The sequence below is a fragment of the Verrucomicrobium sp. BvORR034 genome (assembly GCF_000739635.1).
GTDB lineage: Bacteria > Verrucomicrobiota > Verrucomicrobiia > Verrucomicrobiales > Verrucomicrobiaceae > Verrucomicrobium.
Genome location: NZ_BATQ01000119.1, coordinates 26,868 through 51,226, shown reverse-complemented (window position 1 = coordinate 51,226; position 24,359 = coordinate 26,868). Strand labels below are relative to the sequence as shown.

Genomic DNA, 24,359 nt, shown 5'->3' with positions numbered 1-24,359 from the left:
GCCTTGCGACTCGTTCTCGAGAAAGAGACAGGGTCTAGGGTCGGCTGGGAAAATTTTGTAATGATATGGAGGAAGCAACGCTTCGCACCGCGGTCTCGCGGTTACCCAAGACGCCATTTTGATCTCTTTTACCCAATCCCCAGCTGTTCCCATGAGCAAAACATCCCGCCCCCGCTCTTCCTACGCTGGAATTATCGCCGCCCTGGCCACCTGCTGGCAATTTGCTCCGCTCCCCCTTAAGGCCGCTACCTACGTGTGGGATCCAGCCGGGAATCAGAGTAATTCCGGTGGCGTTGGCAGCTGGGATCTGAGCAGCTTTTTCTGGAATGACGATGCGAGCGCGCCCAACATCATCTGGCCGAACGCAGCGGATTCGATCGCCCGGTTTCATGGGGGCGGCGGGGACGTCACCATCACTGGCGGTACCGGAGTGACTGCCAATGGCCTGGAGTTTCTGGTGGATGGATACATCATCAAGTCGGCCGTATTGGCGGATTCCCTCAACCTTGCGGGCACCGCTCCAACGCTTTCTGTAGCCAATCTGGGCCACACCGCGACCATCCAGTCCGTCATCACGGGCAACTCGGGATTGGTGAAGACTGGAGCCGGGCGTCTCGTCTTGTCGGGAGTCAATACCTATACGGGCGGCACCACAGTGAGCGCTGGTATCCTGCAGGCGGCGGTGGCCACGGGGGTCAATCCTTTGAGCACAGGGGCCATCACCCTCAGCGGTGGTACGCTGGCGCTGGATCCCACGGCCAACACCTCCACCCAGGGAGCTTCCTTCCGCATTGGTGGTGGTGGCACCAGTGCGGTCAGCTCGGTCAACTTTGGCACCCTCACCAGTGTTGTCACAGGTACTGCGGCCAACTTGAACCTGCCGTCCATGAGCACCGGTACAGCCTTGGGTCCCAATGCCTTGCCGGGCCAGGTGGCTCTGGTCAACTATGGGGTGGAGTTTCGTGGGAAAGTCAATCTGACTACGGGCGGAAGTGTGACGTTTGCCCTGGCCTCCGATGATGCATCCCGTCTCTTCATCGATGGAGTTGCTGTCATTAACAATGACATTGGCCAGGGGATCACCACCCCGGTGACAAACACCATCACCCTGAGTGCGGGTTTGCATGACATCCGGATTCTTTCGGGTCAGGGGACCGGAGGAGCGGGGGTGACGCTCACCTGGATCCCTCCAGGCGGGTCGAGCGAGGCGCTTGGTACTACGGCAGGCACCTTGTATGCGGCAGAGTCCGTCTCCGCCGGGTCCACGAGCAATGCCATCGTCTTGGGAAACAATGTGGGTCTGACCGCCTCCTCCAGCATTGACTTTGGCACCAATGCAAACTTCACCGAGGTGGCCTACGGCAGCCTCACCCGTGCCACGGGCACCACGCTCACGGTGAATGGGCTGGCGGGCAAGTTGCTCCGCTTTACCGGCACCACGCTCAATGGTGGCGGGCTGCATACCTACGACAGCCCTATGGATGTGGCGGTGGGCCAGATCTCCGACGGAGGCACGACGGCCACCATTGTGAAGACGGGCACGGGGCGCCTCGTCTTTGACCAGGTCACCGCAGTAAACAGCCTCGGTGCCACTAGCATCATCCGCATAGACCAGGGCTCCGTGGTGGGCATGGGAAGCACCGCAGCGGGTGCCAACAACCCGTTTGGCTCCGCCCAGATCCAGCTCAACGGCGGGAATCTGGTCCTCGACTCCTATGTCGGGGGCCCCACTTTCAACAACATTATCGCCGTGAACCAAAGTGGGCGCATTTCCGCCCAGGCGGTTGCGGCGCAAGTTACGATTCTTGGTGGCACTGTTTCCCTCGCCAATGGAACGGTGCTGACGCTGGATCCGGCGGGCAATACCACCACTGGCACGGGGGCTCGTGGGGCGGTGCTTCGGTTGAACGGGGTGATCTCTGGAGCTGGCTCCATCGTGCAGAACAGCAGCTCCTACGGATTGGTTGCGGGAGCTTACACCCGGGGTGAAGTGTTTCTGGCAGGGGCAAATACTTTCTCTGGCGGTTACACCGCGCTGAGCAACAGCATCATCCGGCTGGGGGTGAACAGTGCTGGAACCTATCCCACGATCACCAGCGGGGCATTTGGCACTGGGGTGCTGACGCTGGGGGCGGGTTTGGGAGGCACCACGACGATCACCTCCATCGACGCGACCGCCCGGTCCGTGGCCAACGAGATTGAATTTCTGGACAACCTAATCGCTGGATCAGGCACCACCTTTACCGGGACACTTGCTTTCAGCGGGCCTGCCGATCTCAATGGGGCGGTGCGAACGATGACGACGAATGTGCAGACCACCTTTTCCGGGGTGATCTCGAGCTCCAGCAGCAATGCGACGGCGGGCATCCTCAAGACGGGGGCTTCCATTCTCCAGCTGGATGGTGACAACACTTTTGGCGGCGGCGTCAATTTCAGCAACGCCAATAACGGAGGAGCCATCCGTGTTGGACATGACAACGCACTTGGAACTGGGACTCTGGTGTTCGACCTCAACACCAACAACTCGACCATCTTCTTCCGGGCTTCCACCGCAGCAGCGCGCGTGTTGAACAACGCCGTCACCATCACAGGTGCCAACACGAACGCCCCAATTGTCTTCGGAGCGGCTGGCAGCGGCGCATTGGAGTTCAATGGCAATTGGGATCTTGGAACGGCAGCGCGCATCTTCCAGATGGATTCGAATGTCACCATTGATGGAGTGATTTCGAATACTGCCAACTATGCGAAGCGTGGGTTCAGCACTCTCACCCTTACGGGAGCCAATACTTACACCGGGTCCACCACTGTGCATGATGGTGCCCTTGTCGTGGCAGGCAATGATGCCAGCATTTCAGGCAGCTCTTCCATCTTCGTGCAGAACCGCATCACCACCAGTGGTTCGAGCCTCGTGATCGGCAGCACTTCGGATGCTGTCGCGGGTGCATTGAACCGTCTGGGCAATGCGGCGGGCATCACCTTCAACACCACCAATGGCGGGGGCAACATGGGCAATGTGGCTCTGACCTACAATGGCCCTGCGTCAGTCGGCTCCGGCGGATTCATTGAGACTATTGGAAACCTGGCTTTCCAGGGTGGCGGTCTCGTGACTCTTACCTTGAACCCCGCATCTGGCCAGGAGCTCACCCTTTCGCAGACGGCGGGCGGTACATGGACAAACTCGGGAACTACGGTGCTGGTTCGTGGCACCAATCTCGGCTCCGCGCCCGGACCCGACACCACCCGGCTCATCCTGGGCTCCGTTCCCGTCACACGTCTAACAGGTGGCATCCTCTCCTCCGTGATCGCATCCCCGAGCGCCACGGGCACCGGGACCACCTTTGTCACCTATGACGCCGTGAATGGCTTGCGTGCTCTGACGGACGCCGAATACTCCGCCTCATTGGTCGCGGATGATGACATCAGCCTCAGCGCCAGCACCAGCCTGGCAGACGACCTTGCCATCAACTCCTTGCGTTTCACTGCTGGCGGAGTGAACCTGGATCTGGGGGGCAATCGGCTGTGGGTGAAATCTGGAAACGTACTCTTCAATGGAGCCTCCACCATCAGCAACGGGGTCCTCGACTTCGGCGTTCAGACGGGCAGTGTTTCGCTCATGGGTGGCGCTTCGGCGCTCAACCCGGTGACTCTCTCTGCTGATCTCTACGGCATGCGCGGGTTGAACTTCGCCAGCGATCTACTCACCAACCGGGCTATCCTTAGCGGGGACAATCGCCGCCTGCTGGGGGCAGTGACCGTGGCCAACCTCACTGTCACGCTCGGCAGCACCCATGCCCTCAATGACTTCCTGCCGCAAGACCTCAACATCGCCCAGTCGGGTGCCATCCTTCAGCTTGGAGGAAACAACACTCTGACCGGAAGCCTCAACCGTGGCCTCGTGGATGGAACCGGCTCTGGCGCCATCATTGAGAATGCCAGTGCCAATGCTGCGACTCTCACGCTCCAGCAGTCTGCGAATGGCACCTTTGGTGGCACCTTTCGCAATGGCGCCGGCGGCGGATCGCTGAGTCTCGTCAAAACTGGTGCGGGCACGCTCGACGTTCAGGGGGACAGCAGCCAGGGAACGGTGAATGGCATGACGGGGACCCTCTCCATCAAGCGTGGGATCCTGCAGCTCTTCCGAGCCGGGGACTTCGATGACGTCACGGCCATCAATATCATGGGAGGTGGCACTCTCCGCCTGGCGAACCGTGCCAGCCCCAACAACAACACGGACCGGCTTCTCGACAGTGCGCCGGTCAATATGAGCGGGGGCACCTTTGACTTCGACAACGACGCTGCCGCAGCCACAAACTTCGCTGAAAACGTGGGCACACTCAACATTCTAGCTGGGGCCAACACGGTCAGGTCAGATCGAGCCACCACCAACCAGACTACCACACTGACCTTCTCCCAGCTCAATGGCCCTGCTTTGTCGGGCGGGTCGACATTGAACTTCACCGGTGACGGTGCCGCCATTGGGGATGACACTCGCAACCGCATTGTATTCACCACTGCGCCGACGATTCCCACCGCCAACAACTCCCTGGTGGGCGGGTGGGCTTTTGTGAACGGCACAGACTTTGCCATCTACAACACCACCGGCACGGTTTCCATACGCTCTGCCCAGGCGGCCAACTACCAGACAGGGGCCGAAACCACCTGGACCTTTGACCAAAATGCGGCGCCGGCGGCAGACGTCACCACCACAGCCAGCAGGAACGTCAACGTGCTGAAACTGGGCGACGGCATTGACATCCTGATGGCTCCTACCCATGCACTCAATATTGAGCTGGGTGGCCTGGTGAAATCTGGCACCACCGCCAGCGTGATTCGCGGGGGCACCTTGACGGCGGGGAACACCAGTGCGCAGAACCTGTATATCTTCACCAGCACGGGCCTGACCCTGGACACCGACATCATCGACAACAGCGGCGGTGCCGTGGGCCTGGCCAAAAGTGGCGGCAGCACGCTCACCCTTACTGGAGCGAACTCGCACACCGGTGGCACCTTTTTGAATGAGGGTACCTTGATCATCAATGCCGATGCCAGGTTGGGCGCCGCCTCCAGTGCGTTGCATCTTCGTGGGGGCACATTGCAGGTAGGGGCAGGGGCCACGGGGGTGCCTTCGCTACGCCCCCTCATTCTGGCTCGCAGCGTCACCATCAACGATGCTGGTGGCACCATTGACATTGGTACGGCCAACACCGTCATCATCGACGGCACTCTTAGCGGTACCGGGGACCGTGGCACCCTGGGGCTGGTGAAGACGGGCGCGGGCACTCTGGTCCTCGCAGGAAACAACACTTTCACCGCACCGGTTACCGTCACTGCTGGCGTTCTTTCCATCAGCGCGGATGCCAATCTCGGTACCGCTCCCACCACGGAAGCAGGGGATTGGCTCACCCTGAATGGAGGAACTCTCAACACAACAGCCAGTTTCACCCTTCATGCGAACAGGGGAGTCAATGTGGCGACCAGCAGCACCCTTGATGTGGCAACTGGCACGGTCTTGAATATTGGCGGTGTGTTGACAGGAACGGCCACTCTCACCAAGGCGAACAACGGCCAGCTCAACCTTCAGCAGGGGCTGATGTATCAGGGCTCCATCATCTGGCAGCGTGGCAGCGGCAGCCTCGCTGGTGCTCGCAACGACGTCCTCGCGAGCTTCCGCGTGGGAGACAACACGGTCAACACCGCCACTGATGTTGGAGCTGCCACGGTGACTTACAATACTGCGGGCGGCATCTTGACCGTGGGCAGCGGCAGCAGTGACAACCTGGATGTCGGCGTGCGGAGCGGCAACGTGGCTGGCATCACTCAGGGCAAACTGGATCTCTCAGGAACGTCCATGCTCAACGCTAACGTTGCCCGGGTTCGCATCGGGGTGGAAGCCGGTGGCAATGGCAGTGGTGATGTCTCCGGCACCCTTCTGCTTGGCACCAATGCCACCATTGTTGCCAGCGTAGAAGTTCTGATTTCCGACAGCAATGCTGTGGGCATAGTGGCTCAGAGCGTCGTGCAAACAGGGTCGGGGAGCACGGTGATTCAGACACCGACGATGACGGTGGGGGGGCGCAAAGGATTCGCGACATTTACGGTCGCGTCAGGCGGCACCTTGACCCTGGACGCTGGTGCTGCCGGTGCGACCGACCTCTACATTGGCCGGAACCCGATCAACACCGCCACGTGGTCCCGAGGGTTGCTAGACGTCTCCGCCGGCACGTTCGTGGCCAGCCTGGACGAAGTTGTCCTCGGCGACATGGGCAGCTCTGGCAATACTGGTGTGGCAACCGGGGTGCTGTTGGCTGGCAGCAGTGCGGGGAATCAAGTTACCGCGAACTCGGTTGTGCTGGGGCGCATGGGCGCCTCTTCGTCGCGGAATCTGGCCGGTGAGACGTCCGGGACCCTGGTTTGGGGGGGCGGCAATCTGACGGTGGCGGGAGACGTGGCTCTCGGAGTCGATCTGGGAGGCAATGTCGGCGGCTATGTGAGCGGGGTGCTCACGGTCAACGGCGGGGTGGTCACGATTGGTGGCAACATTACGCACACAGCCTCCGCCTCCAGTCGCGGTCTGGTAAATCTCAACGGCGGACAACTGGACATGACTTCCGGAAGCATTGCTGCCAACACCTTTGCTCACCGGGGCGGACTGCTGTCCAATGTGAGCTCGGTCACGGTGAGCGCAGCCCATGATGCCTTCATCTTTGGGGACATAAACGTCAACTATTCCGTCAATGTGACCTCCACCGGCTCGGCCAACTACAGCTATGTAGGCACAGGGGCCGGCGCGACCTACAGCAACGGCATCGATTTTGGAAACTACTATCGTGACTTTGTGGTGGCAGATTCCGCAGGGGCGGCGGCAGACCTCACGGTTTCCGGTGTGCTGACGGGCAGCGGCGGCTTTAGCAAATTAGGAGCCGGTACGATGGTGCTGACCGCAGGCAACACTTACACAGGACGCACCCAGGTGCTCAACGGCACCCTGGTGGTGGGAGATGGCGGAACTTCCGGGAGCCTGGGCAGCTCCACCGCGCCCATCGTGGTAAATGGGCAGTTGGTTTACAACCGTACGGGCGTGGTCACCCTGGCCAATCAGGTGACTGGCTACGGTTCGCTCAACCAGACCGGTACAGGCGGCACCTTGGTGCTCACCGGGGCCAACAACTACATGGGCACCACGTTCATTGGATCCGGCTCAATCTTGCAAGTGGGCGATGGTGGAGCTGCGGGCACCTTCGGGGGTGGCAATGTGGAGAACAACGGGAGTCTCATCTTGAACCGTTCTGACAGCTTTGTGGTGGGCAACGCAATTTCAGGCTCAGGGACCCTCACGAAAAATGGGGCTGGCGTGGTAACATTGGAGCTTCCATCCACCTACACAGGGGCGACCAGTGTCACCGCAGGAACGCTGGCGATGGGGCGAGGAGCCCGGTTCTACAATGGTGCCAATGCCCTCGCCAGCAGCATGTTGTCTTCCGGTATGGCCGTCGATGTGGCCAGTGGGGCGACGTTCTCGGTGACCGACAGTCGCAATCGTGTTTTGAAAATTGGCAGTTTGACAGGCACCGGCAACGTTGTTGTCGGCGGAGCCACCGCCAGCGCAGGCGGCTTGATCGTCGAGACCAACAGCGCCAGCGCGATCACCTTCGGAGGCGTCATGCAGAACAGCGCCGCTGCCGGTTTCTTTGTCAAAGCTGGCATCGGCGAGATGATTCTCACTGGATCGAGCACCTACACCGGCTTCACACGGGTGGATGACGGCACACTTACGGTAAATGCCGCTACAGGTGCGCTTGCCGATGTTACAGCCTTGGTGATGAGCAACCGCAGCACCGCAGTTCTCAATGTCGCGTCATCTGAAACGGTAGGGGCGTTGCTTGGAGGTGGGAGAAACATGGCCTACCAAGGAGTTAACACTTTCGCTCCGACGCCCACAAGCACGGCACCACAGAGTGTGGCCTCGACCGGCGGGGGTTCCGCCACCATCAACATTGCGAGTGGACAGGCGCTGACGTCCAGCACGACCACCAACTCCACGTTTGGGGGCATCATTGCGGGAGCAGGTTCGCTGACTATCACCGGTGGCAGCCACAACCTGCTTCTCTACGGGGCCAGCACTTTTACTGGAGGTCTGCGTATTGGTACTTCGGGCGTAGATGGGGGCAATGTGTACCTTGGTGTTGCGGGACGGGCAACGGGGGCGGGGGCGATCTTCGGCTCGGACTTCCGCGGCAGTCTGGCGGACAACCTTGTCATCACCTTTGAAAACAGGGCCAACACGAGCTTCAATCTTAACAGCGCCAGCGAGACGATTGGAAACATCACAGGCGGCGGGTCGACTGGTGGGAGTGTGGGACTAGGGACAGGTCTGGCGGTGCTTACCTTGTCGGACGGCAACGGGACCTACGGTGGAGTGATCAGCGGGAATGGCGGTGTCATCAAGCAGGGCACGGGCACGCTCACCCTTGCCGGCAACAGCACCTTCACCGGTTTTCTCCGGATCAGCGGTGGCAGGCTGGACATGAATGCGACACTTTCTGATGCGCTGCAGGTGATCGTGGAATCCGGCGCCGAGTACCGTGTTCTTCAGAATGATGCCATCGCCTCACTCGAAGGGGCTGGTACTGTGAATTTGAACGGCGGCACGGCCCGCACGCTCACTCTTGCCAATCCCAATGGCAAGACGTTCACGGGCAACATTGTGGGGACGGGCGGGTTGCTCACTGTGGGTTCGGCAAACAACTGGGGCGGTTCCATCACCTTGAGCGGGGCCAACACCTACACCGGGGCCACCACCGTGACGAATGCCACTATGATACTTGACCAGAGCGGCACGGGAGGAAATAACATCCTGGGTGCCACCGCCATGACCTTCAATGGTGCCACGATCGACATGAGAGGGCTGCTGGGGACGGAGACCGCCGGGAATACTACCCTAGGGGCGGGAGCCTCCACAATTCTCCGCTGGGGAACCGCCGGCTTTGAGAATCACACGGCCCGTCTCACGCTGGGTGCCATCACACGGAATGCAGGCTCGGCCTTGTATGTGTACAACACCTCAGCGGAGACGACTCAGGCCAATGCCGCCGGGCTCAACATTGTGGGCGGCTATGCTGTATATGAAGGTAGCACCTGGGCAGTTGCGAATGGTGCGGGTGTGGCCATCTCCGGTCTTGCGTCGGGTGGTTACTCTGCCGACACCTTCGGTACAAACGTCCACACTGACATCACTCAAACCCAGGGCACGGCCGCCACACAGACGGGAACCTTGCGCTTCAACACAAATGCAGGGGGAGCCATTGAACTCACTCTCAATGCGAATATGAATGTGTCTGGCGGAGGTATTCTTGTCACCGCCAATGTGGGAGCAAACACGGTCCGAATTCTCAAAGGTGGGGCTGCCACCACGTTGGGTTCCACGGGATCGACCGACCTTGTGGTCCATCAAATGAATCCTTATGGGGACTTGGAAATCGACGCAGTCATCACGGGCGGCAGCGCGGGGCATTTCACCAAGAGCGGCAATGGCCGAGTCATCCTGACCGGGGCCAACACGTATGCAGGTACGACTTACATCCTGGGTGGGGTGCTTCAGATTGGCAATGGCACCAGCGGCTCGATCAGCGCAGCCTCACTCATCGACAACCGCGGATGGCTGGTGTTTAACACTGCGGCCGCGACAGACCAGACTGGCGTGATCAGCGGCTATGGCTGGCTGGAGAAGACGGGAACCAATATCGTCAATCTGAATGCCACCAATACTTACACGGGCCGCACCCGCGTCTTGGGCGGAACATTGCAGACGAACAACGTGGCGGGCTTCGGCAGCGCTGCAAACAATCTCACCACCGTCGCATCCGGTGCCACGCTTTCCTATGTGCTTACCGGGGCTGGCAACGTGGATGAGAACATTCATCTCCTGGGGGGCACCCTCGCGGTGGGCGGCACAGGTGATCCCACTTTTAGAACTCTGCTGGGGCTTTCTGCGGACAGCACCATCAGCGTCGCCGCCGGGCGTACGGCCTTCTTCAACACTGCCTCGTTCCTTCAGGGCGGGGTGGAGGCAGACGGCACGCTCGCTGACCTTACGGTACAAGGCGGGGGTATCGTCACCATCCAGGGGACATCCAACTTTGGCGATCTCGCCATCAAGGGGAACTCTACGGTCAACGTGGGACTCAACTCCGTGGGCAATATAGGCTCCGCAGTGTACTACAACAACGGATCAGCAGGCGCGATCTCCATCGAGGCGGGCTCCACGTTTGCCCTGCGGCGGAACTTTGACAGTGGTTTCCACCATGTGGTGAGCGGTGGGGGAACGCTCGCCTTTATCCAGAATACCAACTATGTCAGTCAGAACAACTCGGGACTCACGGGGTTCGTGACCTTGGGAGTTGCGGGATCAAACAATGCTGCCGTCCACTTGGGGATGGAAGGCTTCAGTGGTGACCTGGGCACGGCCACGGTCACCATCACATCCAACGGGGCCAACGCCTCGAGCCTGCGGGTCAACCGCATGGACAATGTGGTGCTTGCCAATAACTTCGTGCTCAATGCCGCCACCTCCAACGCCCAGTTGGTGAAGAACCTTCCGAACGTAGTGGAGTTCAGCGGGTCCATCACCGCAGGCTCCGCCACGACTACAGACGGGCAGACTGCAAGAGTGTTCTCCCAGGCCGGATACCTGCGACTCACCGGCGACTTCATTGACAGCACCAGCAATGCCCTCCGGTTCGAGAACAACTCGGTCATTGATTTTGCGGGGAGCCTCAATCGCGATCTTGCCTCAAACAGCGTGATCTCGGGCGGCGGACTGCTCATTCACAACGGCACAGGAATTACCACCCTCCAGGCCAACAACACCTACACAGGGAGTACGGTGGTGAACCGCGGCACCCTGGTGTTTGACCGCAACGGAGGAGCCATTGCGGACACCAACGCACTCTACGTCGCCGGGCAGGGGATGGCACAGTTCAACTTTGCCGAAACGCTGGGTGTTTTGGGCTCGAACCGCGGGGGACGTGTGGTCCTGAACAATGGGGCAGTTCTCACCATCAGTGGAGCTGTTGGCACCACTGCCACATCTAGCTTCTACTCCGGCACGATATCCGACGCCGGGGTTGGCACTGGGTCTCTAGTCAAGAACAACACGGGCACTACCCTCAGCCTGTATGGCACCAGCAGCTCCTTTGGTGGGGGAGTCGACATCCGACAGGGAACAGTGGAAGTGATGTCCATTGATCTGGTGGGGGCCAGCAGTTCCCTCGGCACTGGCGGCACCGTCATCTTGGGGAACGGGGCTGATACTGGCACGCTTCGCTATTTGGGTGCCGGCAACACCGCCTCACGCACCTTCCAGCTTGCAGGGGCCGCTGGAGGCGGCATCATCGAGGCCAGCGGTACGGGGGCTCTGGTCTTCAATGCGTCGTCCGCAGTCTCGGCCACTACGGCCAATGCCAAGACTTTCACCCTCGGGGGCAACACCGGTGTGTTGGCTGCGGTGGGACCCTATCCCGCAATCATCAACGTCTTCGGCGGTGTCATCAGTGACGGCTCTGCGGTTGTGAGCGTCACCAAGTCGGGCACCTCGGTTTGGGAGCTCTCCAACGCCAACACCTATACGGGTGCGACAACCATCGGGGGTGGCGGCGGACTCCGGGTCACCGCCAACAATGCGTTGGGGACTGCGGCTGGCGTCACGACACTCAACAATGCCACCCTGGATCTCGTCAATGTTGCCTACACAACGGCAGAGGCTCTGACCATGAACAACGCTGCGGCAGTTCTGCGTACGTCCAGCGGTACCAGCACCTTCGCCGGAGCCATCACGCTAAATGTCGCTGGAACCATTCAAGTGGACACTGGAGCCAGTCTGCAGCTCAATGGCGCAGTTGGAGGAAATTTCGCTCTCACGAAGAGCGGCAACGGCCTGCTCATCTTCAACAACGATCTCAACGCGTTGAACAGCGGCTTCACCATCAACAGCGGCACGGTGAGGATCAACTCAGGGAGCACCAACCGGCTCAATGACGCACTGCTGGTGACGCTGGCCAACACTCTGGGTACCGGAGCTGTGTTGGATTTCAGAAACACCTCTGAAACGATTGGTCGTATATCCGGTCAAGTGGGCACGACTGTCACTCTGGACGGCACAGCTCTGACGCTGAGTGTTGGTACGGACACCACATTCAATGGGGTCGTCCAAAATGGCACTGCCGTAGGCAGCGTCATCAAGGCGGGTGCCAATCGGCAGGACTTCAACGGTCTCAACACCTACACGGGGAGCACCACCATCAATGCGGGCACCCTGCGCATCTGGCGTCTGGCCAACAATGGATCTGCCAGTGGTCTGGGCATGGGCGGAGCTGTGCCTTCGGCTTCGGATCTGGTCATCAACGGGGGCACACTCGAATTCCTCGCGCTGGATCCTACCACCATTGGAAATACCGGATTCACCTCATTCAGCACCAATCGGGAGTTTACGGTAGGAGCAAGTGGAGCGACCATCAACAACGGCAGTGCAAGTCCGCTGGCGACTTACAGCTTCACCAACGCCACCGGCGCTGTCGCCATGGCGGGTGCCGGGTCGCGCACGCTCACCTTGGGCGGTGCCAATACGGGCGGGACCACCGGTTTGAGTGCGGGACTGAACGGGAATGACAACTTCTTCAGGCTCTCAATCGGCGACGGGCCAACGCCAGCCTCCGACATTACCTCACTGACCAAGGCCAATGCTGGCACATGGGTGTTGACCCGGTCCAATACCTACTCCGGAATCACCACCATCACCGATGGCATCCTGGTGGTGACCCAGAACAACGGCCTGGGCAATGCCACGGGCGGTACCACGATCAATGGCACCAATGCCAACCTTGAATTCCGCAACGTGACCTATTCCACCGCGGAGGCGCTCACCGTCACCAACGGCAGCATCCGTGGCACCGGCATCAGCACCTTTGCGGGCGACGTCGCGCTGGCCGCGTCCAGCCATGTGGTAAACGTGCTTTCATCTGCTGACTCCCTTACGCTCACGGGTGTGATCAGCGGAAACGCGGCGAGTGGAAACCCGCTGCTGATGAAGCGCGGTCTGGGCACCCTGGTGCTGGCGGGGCAGAACACCTTCCTAAACGCGACTGCCGCCAGCGACAGCATTCGCGTGGAGGGCGGCACCCTGGCTCTGGACTACACGCTGGGCACCCCGAACACCTCGCGCATAGCAGATACGGCCATCATTCGCCTGGGCGGTAACCGCAGTCCGGGGGCCACGCTTGAACTCCGGGGCGGTTCTCATACAGAGATCATCGGCGGTTTGTCGATGTTTGAAGGGGCCCACCGCATCATTCGCACCGGAGTGGGTGCCACCTCGAAGATCAATCTCAATACCATTGGCCGCGCCACTGGTGCCACCCTCAATATTGGAGAGAACGACATCGCCACCACCGACAACACCAACACCAACGGCATCATTGGTGGATGGATCACGGTGAATGGAAAAGACTGGGCCTATAATTCCGGTGTTGCAGATGGGGATATCAAGGCCTTTACCGGCTATTCCAATGATGTCTGGTTGCACAACAGCAACGTCAACATCACCGCAAATGCCACGGAGTCCGGGCAGATCAACTCACTTCGCTTTGCCGCAGCCACCAACATCACCTTGAATTTGGGGGCGGTGATCCTCGACTCCGGCGGACTTCTCGTCTCGTCCGATGCAGGGGCCAGCAACATCTTGCTCAGCGGCGGGACAATCACAGTGAACGCTGGTGCGCCGAACGTGAGCAACTTCACGGTCATTCACAATGGAACGGGCATCCTGGAAATTAACTCCAGCATCATCAACAATGCCGGGACCGCCATTGCCCTGACCAAGGCCGGGACTGGGACGCTGGTGCTCTCCGGTGACAACACCTTCTCGGCCCGCTCCTTTATCACTGCGGGGACCGTTCAGATCGGCAATGGCGGGGCCACGGGTACGCTCGGAAGCAACGCGATGCAGGTCGATCTCTTCACTGGGGCGACCCTCCGCTGGAACACCACCACCGACCAGACTTATTCCGGCGCTTTGGTCAGCCTCGCCACGGTGGATCTCGACGCCAACACGCCTGGAGGCGGCCTTGTAATCAAGGACAACACCAACGCCCTCACCTTCAGCGGAGACAATAGCACCTACTCGGGAGTGATTCGTGTCAATGCTGGCAGGCTGGTGGCCAATCACAACAGCGCGCTCGGTGCTGCCGGCAGCTTTTACACCAACACTGGCTACACCGAAGTCAATGCAGGCGGCGCTGTCGAGATCTTGAACACACGGAACTCTGGTGAATCCATCCTCATGAACAATGGTGGACGCCTTCTCATCAGTACCACCACCACGGCGGTCAGTGGAACCTTCTCCGGTGCGATCAAGTTTGCGGGTGCCAACAACCTCATCGAGGCGCAGACAAACACCACGCTCACGATGTCGGGCGCGCTTCTTGGCTCTGGAGGATTTACGAAGTCAGGGAATGGCATCCTCGTTCTCAGCGGCAGCTATCTTGACGCCAACACCCTCGGCAGCCCTCTGACCGGAAAAATCATTGCGGCCGCGGGCATTTTGCGGGCTGGCACTGTCCGCGGTTTTGGTGCAGGTGGGGTGGGCAACGAAACGGTCATCCAGGCCGGAGCCACCTTCGACCTCAATGACCAGGATCTGAATGTGGCGGATGAGACTGCGACGACGCGGGAGATCTTCCAGATCAGTGGTACGGGTATTGCCTCGAACTACGGGGCGATCACCAACTTTGGCGCGGGTTCGGCCTTCTTGTCCCACATCGAGCTGGTGGGTCATGCCACGGTAGGTGGCAGCTATTTGGGAACCACCGACGGCCGTCTCGATGGTCGTGCGACCGTGCTCTCGGCCTTCGACATCGATCCCAATGCAAACTGGCACAACTGGCAGCAGGCCACCCTCAATGGTGGAGGTTTTAATCTCACCAAAATCGGGGCGAACGCGTGGATCTTGCGCAATGTGGATATCACGAACCTGGGCACGCTCACGATCGCAGAAGGGAGAATCTTCCTTGATGAAATGCGGGTGGTGGATGCTGCGGCATCCGATGCCCAGCTCTATGCGCCCACCTTGTTGAAAGCCTCCCAGATTCAGCGCGTGGTCGTAGCCTATGGCGGTCCAACCGTTGATGCCGTCACCAACACTCTCAACCCGATCTTCGGCGCCAAGCTGGTGTTCAACAACCAGAGCAACACCGTAGGCCAGACCAATGACGTTCCCATTACCTTGAACGATGGCTACATCGAGGTGCGCGGCGACACTGTCGGTCATTCCGATGTGGCTTCCGGCCGGGCCCCCGTCATCACCCGTCTTTCAGGGGAGATCACCTTGGCGGGAGATGCCACGAAGAACTTCTTCAACATTGAAGGCGGCAACTTCACGACTTCAGGAGCGGGTCCAACTGCGCTGGGTGGCACGCTGAGCGAAGTGCCCAACAAACTCGTCATCAGTGGAACGCTGGTTGGGAGCAGCGGCTTCGCCAAAGTTGGCGGACGTGAACTGCGCCTGACAGGAAACAACACTTACACTGGTGCAACCTATCTCACTCGGTCTGCATCAGCCGTGATTCCCTTCTATGATCCAAGCCAGGGCTATGCAGACAACTGGGGTACGGTTATCTCGGGTCCCAATGGTGCATTGACGGCCACTTCAAAGGTCCAGTTTGAGCGGAATGCGCACCTGATGTTGGACAACTCCAACACGTTGGACGCCAGCTCGGGAACCGTCACTGTCGGACCGAACGGTAATCGCATCAACGATTCCGCCGACCTTGTCATGAACGGCGGATTTCTTGAAATTCGGCCCTTCAATTCGGGGGCAACCACCGAGAGCCTTGCCACGACCGGCGGAGCTGCGCTCAGACTGAACAGCGGGACGAACTTCATCGACTTCGACCTGTTTGACCAGGCGTCTGATCTCGCACAGAGCCTCACGCTCACCGTGGGCAGCATCAGTCGCAGCCAGGGGGCGGTGCTCAAGTTCCGAAGCTTCGATGCCACTTCCACCTTCAGCACCAACACGACCGGTGACAATGTGCGCGTGGTGGTGAGCAACACGGCCGGGCTATCCCTTGTCGGCACCGGCAGCGGGCTCACGGATAAGGCGGTCGCACGTGGCATTTTCGGTGGGATTGCGCCCTATTCGCCGGACTTCCGGCTTTCCGACTACCTCACTCAGGAGCGCAACCGTCAGTTCTTCACGGGCACACATTTCATGACCCTGGATGCTGGCAACGTCCTGCGTCCGCTCAATAGCAACGAATATGCGACGAGCCTGATCTCCGGCCAGAACGTGAATCTGAATGAGATGTACACCGTGGCCCGCACGTCCATGTCCATCAACGCCCTGCGCTTCGGTAACCTGCAGGACCACAACTTCACCGGCGCCTACGGCCAGGATCAAAGCAACTTGCTGGAGCAGGAGAACACGACCACCACCCTGGCCATTGACGATGGCGCGACGCTCACCATTGCCTCTGGCATGATCGTGGGGGCAAACATGGGGTCGGCGAACAATGGTACGACCATGGTGATCTTCGGGGAGGGGACCCTGGACTTCGGCACCAATGAGGCCATCATTCAGAGCAATGGCGGGTTCTTCCGTCCTACTGACGGAACCTTCCAGGGACAGAACATGGAGATCCGGGCTCGCATCGCGGGCAGTGGGGGACTGACCAAGACCGGACTCCAGAACCTGGTGCTGCACGGTGCCAGCGCCTACACAGGAAACACCTATGTTTCAGAGGGCACCTTGATCAGCGCCAACAACAAAGGCATCGGCAACTCCCAGCAGGTCTTTGTGGACGGCTCAGGCAGCTTCATTCTGGCTGGCGGCACGAATCAGGGTGCGGGTGCGAAGGTGACTGCGAGGATTTTGAATGGCGACCAGATCGTACTGCGCAGCTTAAGTGGGAACGGCCAGCTCAACACGTGGGCCGGAGATGTGGAGATCGACAACGTGGATGCTCTCGGACATGCCCTCTTCACCCCGCGTCTCCGCGCGGAAACCAATTCGGTCCTGCGGATTGAGGGCAACATCTATGGAGGCAACACGGCCATCACCAACGACCTGTACTTTAGTGACTCGCGCATCCTTTCCACTGCCTCTGACCAGACCGGCAACATCTTCCTGTTCCGTGGGCAGATTCGTGACAAATCGACGGGCGCGGTGAGTGGAACGGTGACGCTTCAACCCACTGGGGCCGGGCTCGTCAATGAAAACGAGGTCTTCCGCCTTCATCTGGGCGGCAGGGACGACACCAATGCCGTGATGTACAGCCAGTACAATGCAGCGGGACGGCTCATCCTCGACCGCGGCTACCTGCGCATTGCATACGATCCCACTGCTGTGGGCAATGATGGCACGGGCTTCTGGACGGACACCGCCCTCTCACGCATTCCGAACGGCAACTCCAACGCTCTCCTGCAAAATGCCGCAGATCCCACCTCAGGGATGACAGGCTTCATCTTGGGGACGAACATTACCGAAGCAGGCGGCACCTCACGGCTGAGTTTGCTGCTCACCCAGGATCAGCAACGCTTCAACATGGGCTTGTGGCGGGTGAACAACAGTTCGAGCGGCACTTTCGTCATTGGGGGCGAGAATACCTCCGGCACCGTATTCTATGGCAATGGCTCCGCGCAGAGCACGATCGAGCTGAACTCTCGTGGCATCCACGTTTTCGCGGGAGCTGGCGGAACGGTGGATTTTCAGACTCGCTTCAACCGTGTGGCGGGGAATGGCGGTTTCACCAAGGTGGGCCGCGGGACGGTGATCATGTCTGGCAGCCTGGCGGGTGCCAGCAGTGCAGATCGTCTCGCAGTCCGGTCTGGGCGTCTTGTGTTTGACTACGGCACTGGTTCCACCGCCCTGAACAACAATCGTGTGGATGCAGCGACGCAGTTGACCTTGGGCGGCGGTACCTTGCATCTCCTTGGGAACGACCAGGCGACCACGACGCAGACCATGACTGGCACTATCGCCATTGCCCGGGGGGGCAGTGAGGTGGCCGTGGAGTCCCGCTCTAGCACAGGCGCTTTCAATACAACGCTGACCATTGGTGGCGGCAGTACCGGCCTCAGCCGGGCAGTCGGGGGCACCGTCAACTTTGTGGAGATCGATCCTCTGGCGGGAGGCTCTGCAATACTCACCCTCCAGACGAACACTGCGGGATTCATGGATTCCTTCCTGGGTTGGGCCACTTATGGGGACGCCCTGGGGCAGGCCAATGACTTTGCGATCTTCAATTCCACGGGTTCCGTGCGAGTGGTTTCCTATGCACGCCCCGCTGGCAGTGAGAAGAACGATGTCTCCACCTGGCTGGCGGCTGAGAACGTGTCCGAGCAGAATACTGCTGGCTCCAACGGCTTTTCCGGCACCTTGGGCGCTTCGCTCGCCGTGAACTCCATCCACTTCGATGTGGCGGCGGACAGCACCATCAATCTGGGCGCGAACAACCTGACGGTCAGCTCAGGAGGCATCCTTGTTTCCACCCAGGTTGGCGGAGCCAACAAGACCATCACCGGCTCTGGCAGCCTCACCGGTACGGCCACCGAGCTCATTCTGCACCACTATGGCACTGGAACGCTGGACATCGCGGCCCCCATTTCGGGTGCGAGTTACAATCTGGTGATCAACGGGGCCAAGGCAACCTCCGGGGATCCTGCTGAGGTCAACTCCGCAGGTGTGGTGCGGCTCAGCGCCGCCAACACCTTCTCCGGCAAGACGCTGCTGAATGGGGCCATCCTGGCAGTGGACAATATCGTCTCTCGGCTCGGCGCTGATCCCGGATCAGTGGTGGCAGACCAGCTCTACTTCAATGGCGGTGCCTTGCGGTTTACCGGCACGACGAGCAACAATTCCATCAACCTCAATCGCGGCATCACCTTGGGAAGCAGCGGAGGTGTTTTGGAGGTCTCTGATCCCAATGGGATCTTGGTGCTGCGCTCTGTCATCGCTCCAGAAAATGGCAGCAGCCAGGGCGACGGGGACTTGATCATCCGGGCCAATGGGGCTGTGCAGTTTGGCGTAGCGACTTCAGCGGCGGACACTCAGGATCTGACTGGGGTTTCCAACACGTATTCCGGTCTGACAGTGGTGGAGAAGGGAACGGTGATTGTCGAAGGCACGCCCAATGATGGCTCAACCATCACTCCCTTCGGCACCAGTGAAAGCTACATCGACAGCACTGTCTTCAAGTCCGGAACCAACTTGATCATCCGCCCGCACGTCGGTGACGGCAGCCGTGACAGCGAAGTCAAGACAGAGGAATGGTTCGTGTTTGAAGGAAACAACGTTCTGACGACTGGCGGGATCGATTCCAATGGCGTCAATTCCACGCGTCAGATCCGGCTCAATGGCGTGCTGGATGTGCGTGGTACACTGACACTCAACACCATCAGTGAACTGGTTCTGAATTTTGACGGGGCAAATGGATTCTTGACCGGCAACGGTACCATCATCAAGCAGGGTGCCAGCACCGTGCAGTTCCGTGAGAACTCACCTGATTGGAAAGGCCAGTTGATCATCAACGAGGGGCGCGTCCTTGCCGGCAGCCAGGGCAATCCCTTGGGCACTGGCACGCTCCCCATCCTCATGGGAAATGACAGCATGCCTGCCGGCGGATCCGTTCAGCTCATGCTGCACCCCGAGAACGGATGGGGGAACTACGAGATCAATCAGAACATTGTCGTTCGCTACAGCCCGCTCCAGGAGAAGCGAATCGGGGCCATCAGCATCAGCGATAGCCACGCCTATTCGAACTTCGCATTTAACGGCAACATCGAGTTGAACGACAACGTGACGTTCATGCTGGAGGATTCGACGACAGCGCCGGGGGGGAACTATGTGCACATTGCCTACAATGGAAACATCACGGACGGGGCTGCTACTTCCGGCAACATCCTGTTCCGTGTGACCGCCTCGGACAGCACGGCCGGGGAGATGTGGAGCTACTTCTATCTGAATGGCAACAACTCCGGTTGGACGGGAGACGCGATCATCAGCGGGAACACCAGCTATGATGATGATCAAAACGCCATTGTCCGCCTCGGGAACATCAATGCTCTCAGCGCTGCCAACGACGTGATCATGAACTTCAACTCCCGCCTGCAGATTGCCGGATTCAACACCACGATTGGCTCCCTCTGGACCCAGGCTGGCACCGGGGTGCTGAGCACGGAGGTTATCGAGAACGGATCCAACACCTCAGCCTCGCTCACCATCACCCAGACAACGCCTTCCACCTACGAGGCGCAATGGGATGCCCTCTTCCAAGACGGCAATCTTGCCAGCCATCTGGTGCGCCCTGATGAGGCCCAGGCGGGCACGGGCAAGTTCAACCTGGTGAAGGCCGGCGACGGCTGGGCCACGCTGACGGTGAACAATGGCTACACCGGCACCACGACAGTGGCTGCGGGCGTTCTCCAGGTCGGACGCGGTGGGATTGGCGATACCGGTGCGGACAACAATGCAGGCGGAATTGTCGTGCAAACGGGAGCCACCCTGGCTGGCACAGGCGTCGTTCAAGGCAAGGGCACTGGCTTCACCCAGCACCTTGTGTCAGGCAACCTGAAGCCGGGTGACCTCGCGGGAGAGTCAACGGGAACGCTCACGTTCAACGGCAACACGAAGTTTGAGAACGCCACCGTGTCCCTTCAGATCTTCCGCGCCTCGTTTGTGGACTACGGTCTGACCGCCTACGACCTGAACAACGACGGTCTCGTCGATTCAACCTATGACAGCCGTGTGGTTGGGTTGCCCAGCACTTACAGCAGTCTGTTGGCGGAGCCAGTCACGCCGAACGCCCACGATCATCTGGAGATCAACGGCACTTTGACGGTAACCGGCACAAAGTTCTCAATCGTGAACACCGGCTACAGCGCGCAGATTGGCGACGTCTTCAATCTGATGGATTGGGTGGGGACTTTGGCCGGATCGCTTAACGTGGGGGATCGCATCCGTGTGGGCGGTGAAACTGGCACCGATCTTGATCTGCCCACCTTGGGTGGCGGCTATCGTTGGGACACATCCCTGTTTGCATCGCAAGGGATCTTGATCGTGACCGCTGTGCCAGAGCCTGGCCGGGCATTGCTGATACTGCTCGGGCTGTTGATGATCACGCGCCGCCGCCGTCGGTAATCTGTAAAATGGCAGGGTAGGGCTGCAACGAGTTCACCACTCTTTGTTGTTTCCTACCTTCCCATCGCTCCCAGCAGTGGCCAGCCCAGCAGGCCATCGACGGCGACGGCCTGATAGCCCACAACAATGATCCAAAAGACGGCTTGAAAGAAGGTCTTGGCCGTCTTGTGGCGAAAACGTCTCTGCGCCAGGTAGGCACCGGGCCAGCCACCCAGCAGGGAGAACAAGTGAAGCCGGGACTCCGGAATGCGCCACTTGCCGGCCTGGGCGCGCTGCTTGTCATAAGCAAAAAGCCCGTAGGACGCCACGCTCATGGTGAGGAAGTAGCTGGCCGCCACCCATGGGCGAGGCATGGCCAGGGCAATCATGAGCACCGGCAGAAGAAGCAGCCCGGCGAGCAGACCCCACTGGCGGAGGGTGAGGGGGCTGGTGGAAAGCGGTGGCATCTGGCACCGCATAGCCCCGGTTTCTCAAGATGCAAGGCCTTCAGCCTGATGTCTTCGGGTCTGGAGTCTGCCGTCCTCCAGCCTGGTGCCTGCGCGAAGCAGGCTTCAGATCCCCATGTTCCCCAGAACGGTCGCGATCCGGTTCACCGTTGCGGTGATCTCGGGGTGTGACGCCTCAAGTTCCTCAACCGAGGAGACCAGGCGGTCGATGCCTTGAGGCTCTTCTGCCGGGGCAGCACTGTCATCGGGCTCTTCCAGTGCGATGTTGGCGTGGCTGGCCTCCATGGCTTCCACGTGTTCTAGGAGATCGGCACGCGTTTCCTCGGGGAGGTTGTCGGCGCGCTCCACCTGCTTGCGAAGTTCGGCCAGAAGGTTTTCGATCATGAATCTAGGTTAACGAGGGGGAGCGGTGGAGACAAGGAAATATGGCACTTCAGTCATGCAAACGATGTGTCACTCGCGCGATCAGTTCCCGGTGGAAACAAAAAAGGCGGCCCGATGAGGGGCCGCCAGAGAGAGTCTGTCTGCTATGAGAGTATCACAGCTTCTTGAGGCTGATCTCCCGGAAGCTCACCGGATCGCTGTGACCGGCGAAGCCGAAGAACCCGTTGGTACGGTCTTTTCCGGGGTGGGCGGAGTTGGCCATCACGGTGCTCATGTCCACCTTGCTCAGGTCGGCGTTGAGGATCACGGTGCCATTCAGTTCTACGGTGATCGTAGATCCCTTCACGGTCACTTCCTCAAAGTTCCAAGTGCCAGCCGGGCGGGTGTAGCCACGCTGGGCGGCCACCATGCCGTAGACGCTACCGTGGAACTGACGCACGTCCAGTTTGGCGTATTTGGGGGCGTCATTGTCCAGCACTTGGAGTTCCGTCATGCCCACGTAGGCGGTGTTGCCTTCGCCGGGGTAGCGGATGGCCAGGCCATTGTTGCCGCCAGGGGGCACATTGTACTCAAGACGGGCTTGGAAATCCTTCAGGTCCTCGTTGAAGTAGATGGTGCCACCTTTCTTCTCCTTGCAGCGGATGGCGCCACTCACCACTTCATAGTTCTCCACCGGGCCTGCCCATCCGGTGAAATCCTTGCCGTTGAAGGCGGACTTGAAGCCTGCGCCACCCTTGCTGGAGAGGATCTTGTTGCCTTCTTCAGCGCCGATCTCACGGAGGAAAATGTTGCGCCAGCGGATCTCTCCGCCGTGGGTCTGGAGCTGGATGGGGCCCTTGGCGGGCACCGGGCGTTGCTGGTCAGCAGGGAGTTTCTTGTCGTAGTAGTTTTCCAGGATGGCGTGGTCCACCACGAGCTGGTCGTTGAGCCAGACGCTCACGCGGCTGCCCACCATCACGATGCGGAACTTGTTCCACTCGCCGAAGGCCTTGTCCGCCTTCACCAGCGGATCCCGTCCGGGTGCGGTCGCCGCGTTGTTCCAGAGTCCGCCGGAGCCCTTGGGCTTGCCCAGTTGCACGGCCTTCTCATCGTTCTCGGTCGAGTCCCAGATCTGCACTTGGGGCACGCCGCGCAGGTAGATCCCGCTGTCTGCTTTGGGAACGGTTTTGTATTCCACCAGCAGCTCAAAGTCGCCGTAGTCCTTCTCCGTGGTGGCGTAGTCACCAAATCCGTCGTTGACCAGTTCTTCGCCTTCCACATACCAGTGGGGCTTGCCAGTCTTGTCGCTCTTCGCGGTCATCGTGGTCGTCCACTTGGCGATCTGGGCTGCTCGGGCATCTTCCGGCATTTCCAGCAGCTTGCGATGGTCAAAGGTGCTGCCACCGCGCCATCCGGTGAGATCCTTTTCATTGAACAGCGACTTGAATCCAGCCGGAGGAGCGCCGGCAAAGGCGGAGCCGGCGACAAACAGCAGGGTGGTGAGGGCGGGGAGCAATTTCATGTTGGGATGATGAAACAAGGGTATCGGGAACAAATACGGAATGTGATAAATGGTGTTTCAGCAATCTCGTGCATCACTGATCACAAAAGTATCAGAACACGACAAGACCCATCAGCCAATGTCCCTCCATGGCGATGCGTAACGCAAAATGTTGAACTTTTCTGCCGCGCGAGATCGAATGCTCACGGGGCACTGCGGACGGCATTGATGAAGGCTTGCACCTTGGCCAGATCCTTCACGCCCGGTGTGCCGCTCTCCACGCCGCTCGCCACATCGACGGCATAGGGGTGCAGGCCGCTTACCGCCGTAGCCACATTCTCTGGAGTGAGGCCGCCCGCCAGGTAGAGCCGGTGGTGGGGATGGCGTTGCTGGAACAGCGTGGCCAGTTCCCACGGAAAAGTGTGGCCCAGTCCGCCCCGTTCCTGCGGGTGGTAGGCATCCAGCAAGATGTCCTGCAGAGGATGCTGGCTGATCGGGGCCAGCATGGCTTCATCCTGCACCTGAAATGCCTTGATCACCGGCAGGCCCAGTAGCTGCGCTTCCGCGCAGAACTCCGGCGTCTCATCGCCGTGCAACTGCAGCGCAGAGAGCACGTTCAATTCCACCACTTCCTCGAGATAGCTCAGGTCCGGGTTCACAAACACTCCCACGAGCCGGGAGGTCCGGGGGACCTCCGCCAGCCAGCTTGCTGCCGCGAGAGGCAGGTAACGTTTCGACTTTGGCCAGAAGTTGATGCCGATGAAGTCAGCACCCATGGCGGCAATCTCCCGGGCCTGATCGGGCTGGGTGACACCGCAAATTTTGATCAACGTGGAAGGCACGGAATGGTAAGGTAAGAAAG

General features: G+C 59.8%; 5 protein-coding genes. 1 reads left to right on the top strand and 4 read right to left on the bottom strand.

From position 1 onward, the window contains the following. Positions 1 to 151: 151 nt before the first annotated feature. Positions 152 to 21,187 (top strand): autotransporter-associated beta strand repeat-containing protein, encoded by a 21,036-nt coding sequence (locus BV034_RS36230; RefSeq protein ID WP_050028715.1) that lies wholly within the window; start codon positions 152 to 154, stop codon positions 21,185 to 21,187. Positions 21,188 to 21,240: 53 nt separating this feature from the next. On the opposite strand, the gene BV034_RS19760 is transcribed toward BV034_RS36230, so the two are convergent. The 4 genes from BV034_RS19760 to BV034_RS19745 form a co-directional block, all read right to left on the bottom strand. Then, positions 21,241 to 21,633, bottom strand: a complete 393-nt coding sequence (locus tag BV034_RS19760; protein WP_050028714.1) for a DUF1294 domain-containing protein — start codon at positions 21,631 to 21,633, stop codon at positions 21,241 to 21,243. Positions 21,634 to 21,738: 105 nt separating this feature from the next. Beyond that, positions 21,739 to 22,017: a DUF4404 family protein gene (locus BV034_RS19755; RefSeq protein ID WP_050028713.1), complete on the bottom strand. Its 279-nt coding sequence runs from the start codon at positions 22,015 to 22,017 to the stop codon at positions 21,739 to 21,741. Between the two features lie 154 nt (positions 22,018 to 22,171). Then, positions 22,172 to 23,518, bottom strand: coding sequence for a DUF1080 domain-containing protein (locus BV034_RS19750; RefSeq protein ID WP_050028712.1), 1,347 nt, complete (start codon positions 23,516 to 23,518; stop codon positions 22,172 to 22,174). Positions 23,519 to 23,700: 182 nt separating this feature from the next. After that, positions 23,701 to 24,339: a phosphoribosylanthranilate isomerase gene (locus tag BV034_RS19745; RefSeq protein ID WP_265593210.1), complete on the bottom strand. Its 639-nt coding sequence runs from the start codon at positions 24,337 to 24,339 to the stop codon at positions 23,701 to 23,703. Positions 24,340 to 24,359: the final 20 nt, after the last annotated feature.

Coding starts and splice junctions, on each gene's coding strand:
- BV034_RS36230 (WP_050028715.1), top strand. CDS start 152: ATGAGCAAAACATCCCGCCCCCGCTCTTCCTACGCTGGAATTATCGCC.
- BV034_RS19760 (WP_050028714.1), bottom strand. CDS start 21,633: ATGCCACCGCTTTCCACCAGCCCCCTCACCCTCCGCCAGTGGGGTCTG.
- BV034_RS19755 (WP_050028713.1), bottom strand. CDS start 22,017: ATGATCGAAAACCTTCTGGCCGAACTTCGCAAGCAGGTGGAGCGCGCC.
- BV034_RS19750 (WP_050028712.1), bottom strand. CDS start 23,518: ATGAAATTGCTCCCCGCCCTCACCACCCTGCTGTTTGTCGCCGGCTCC.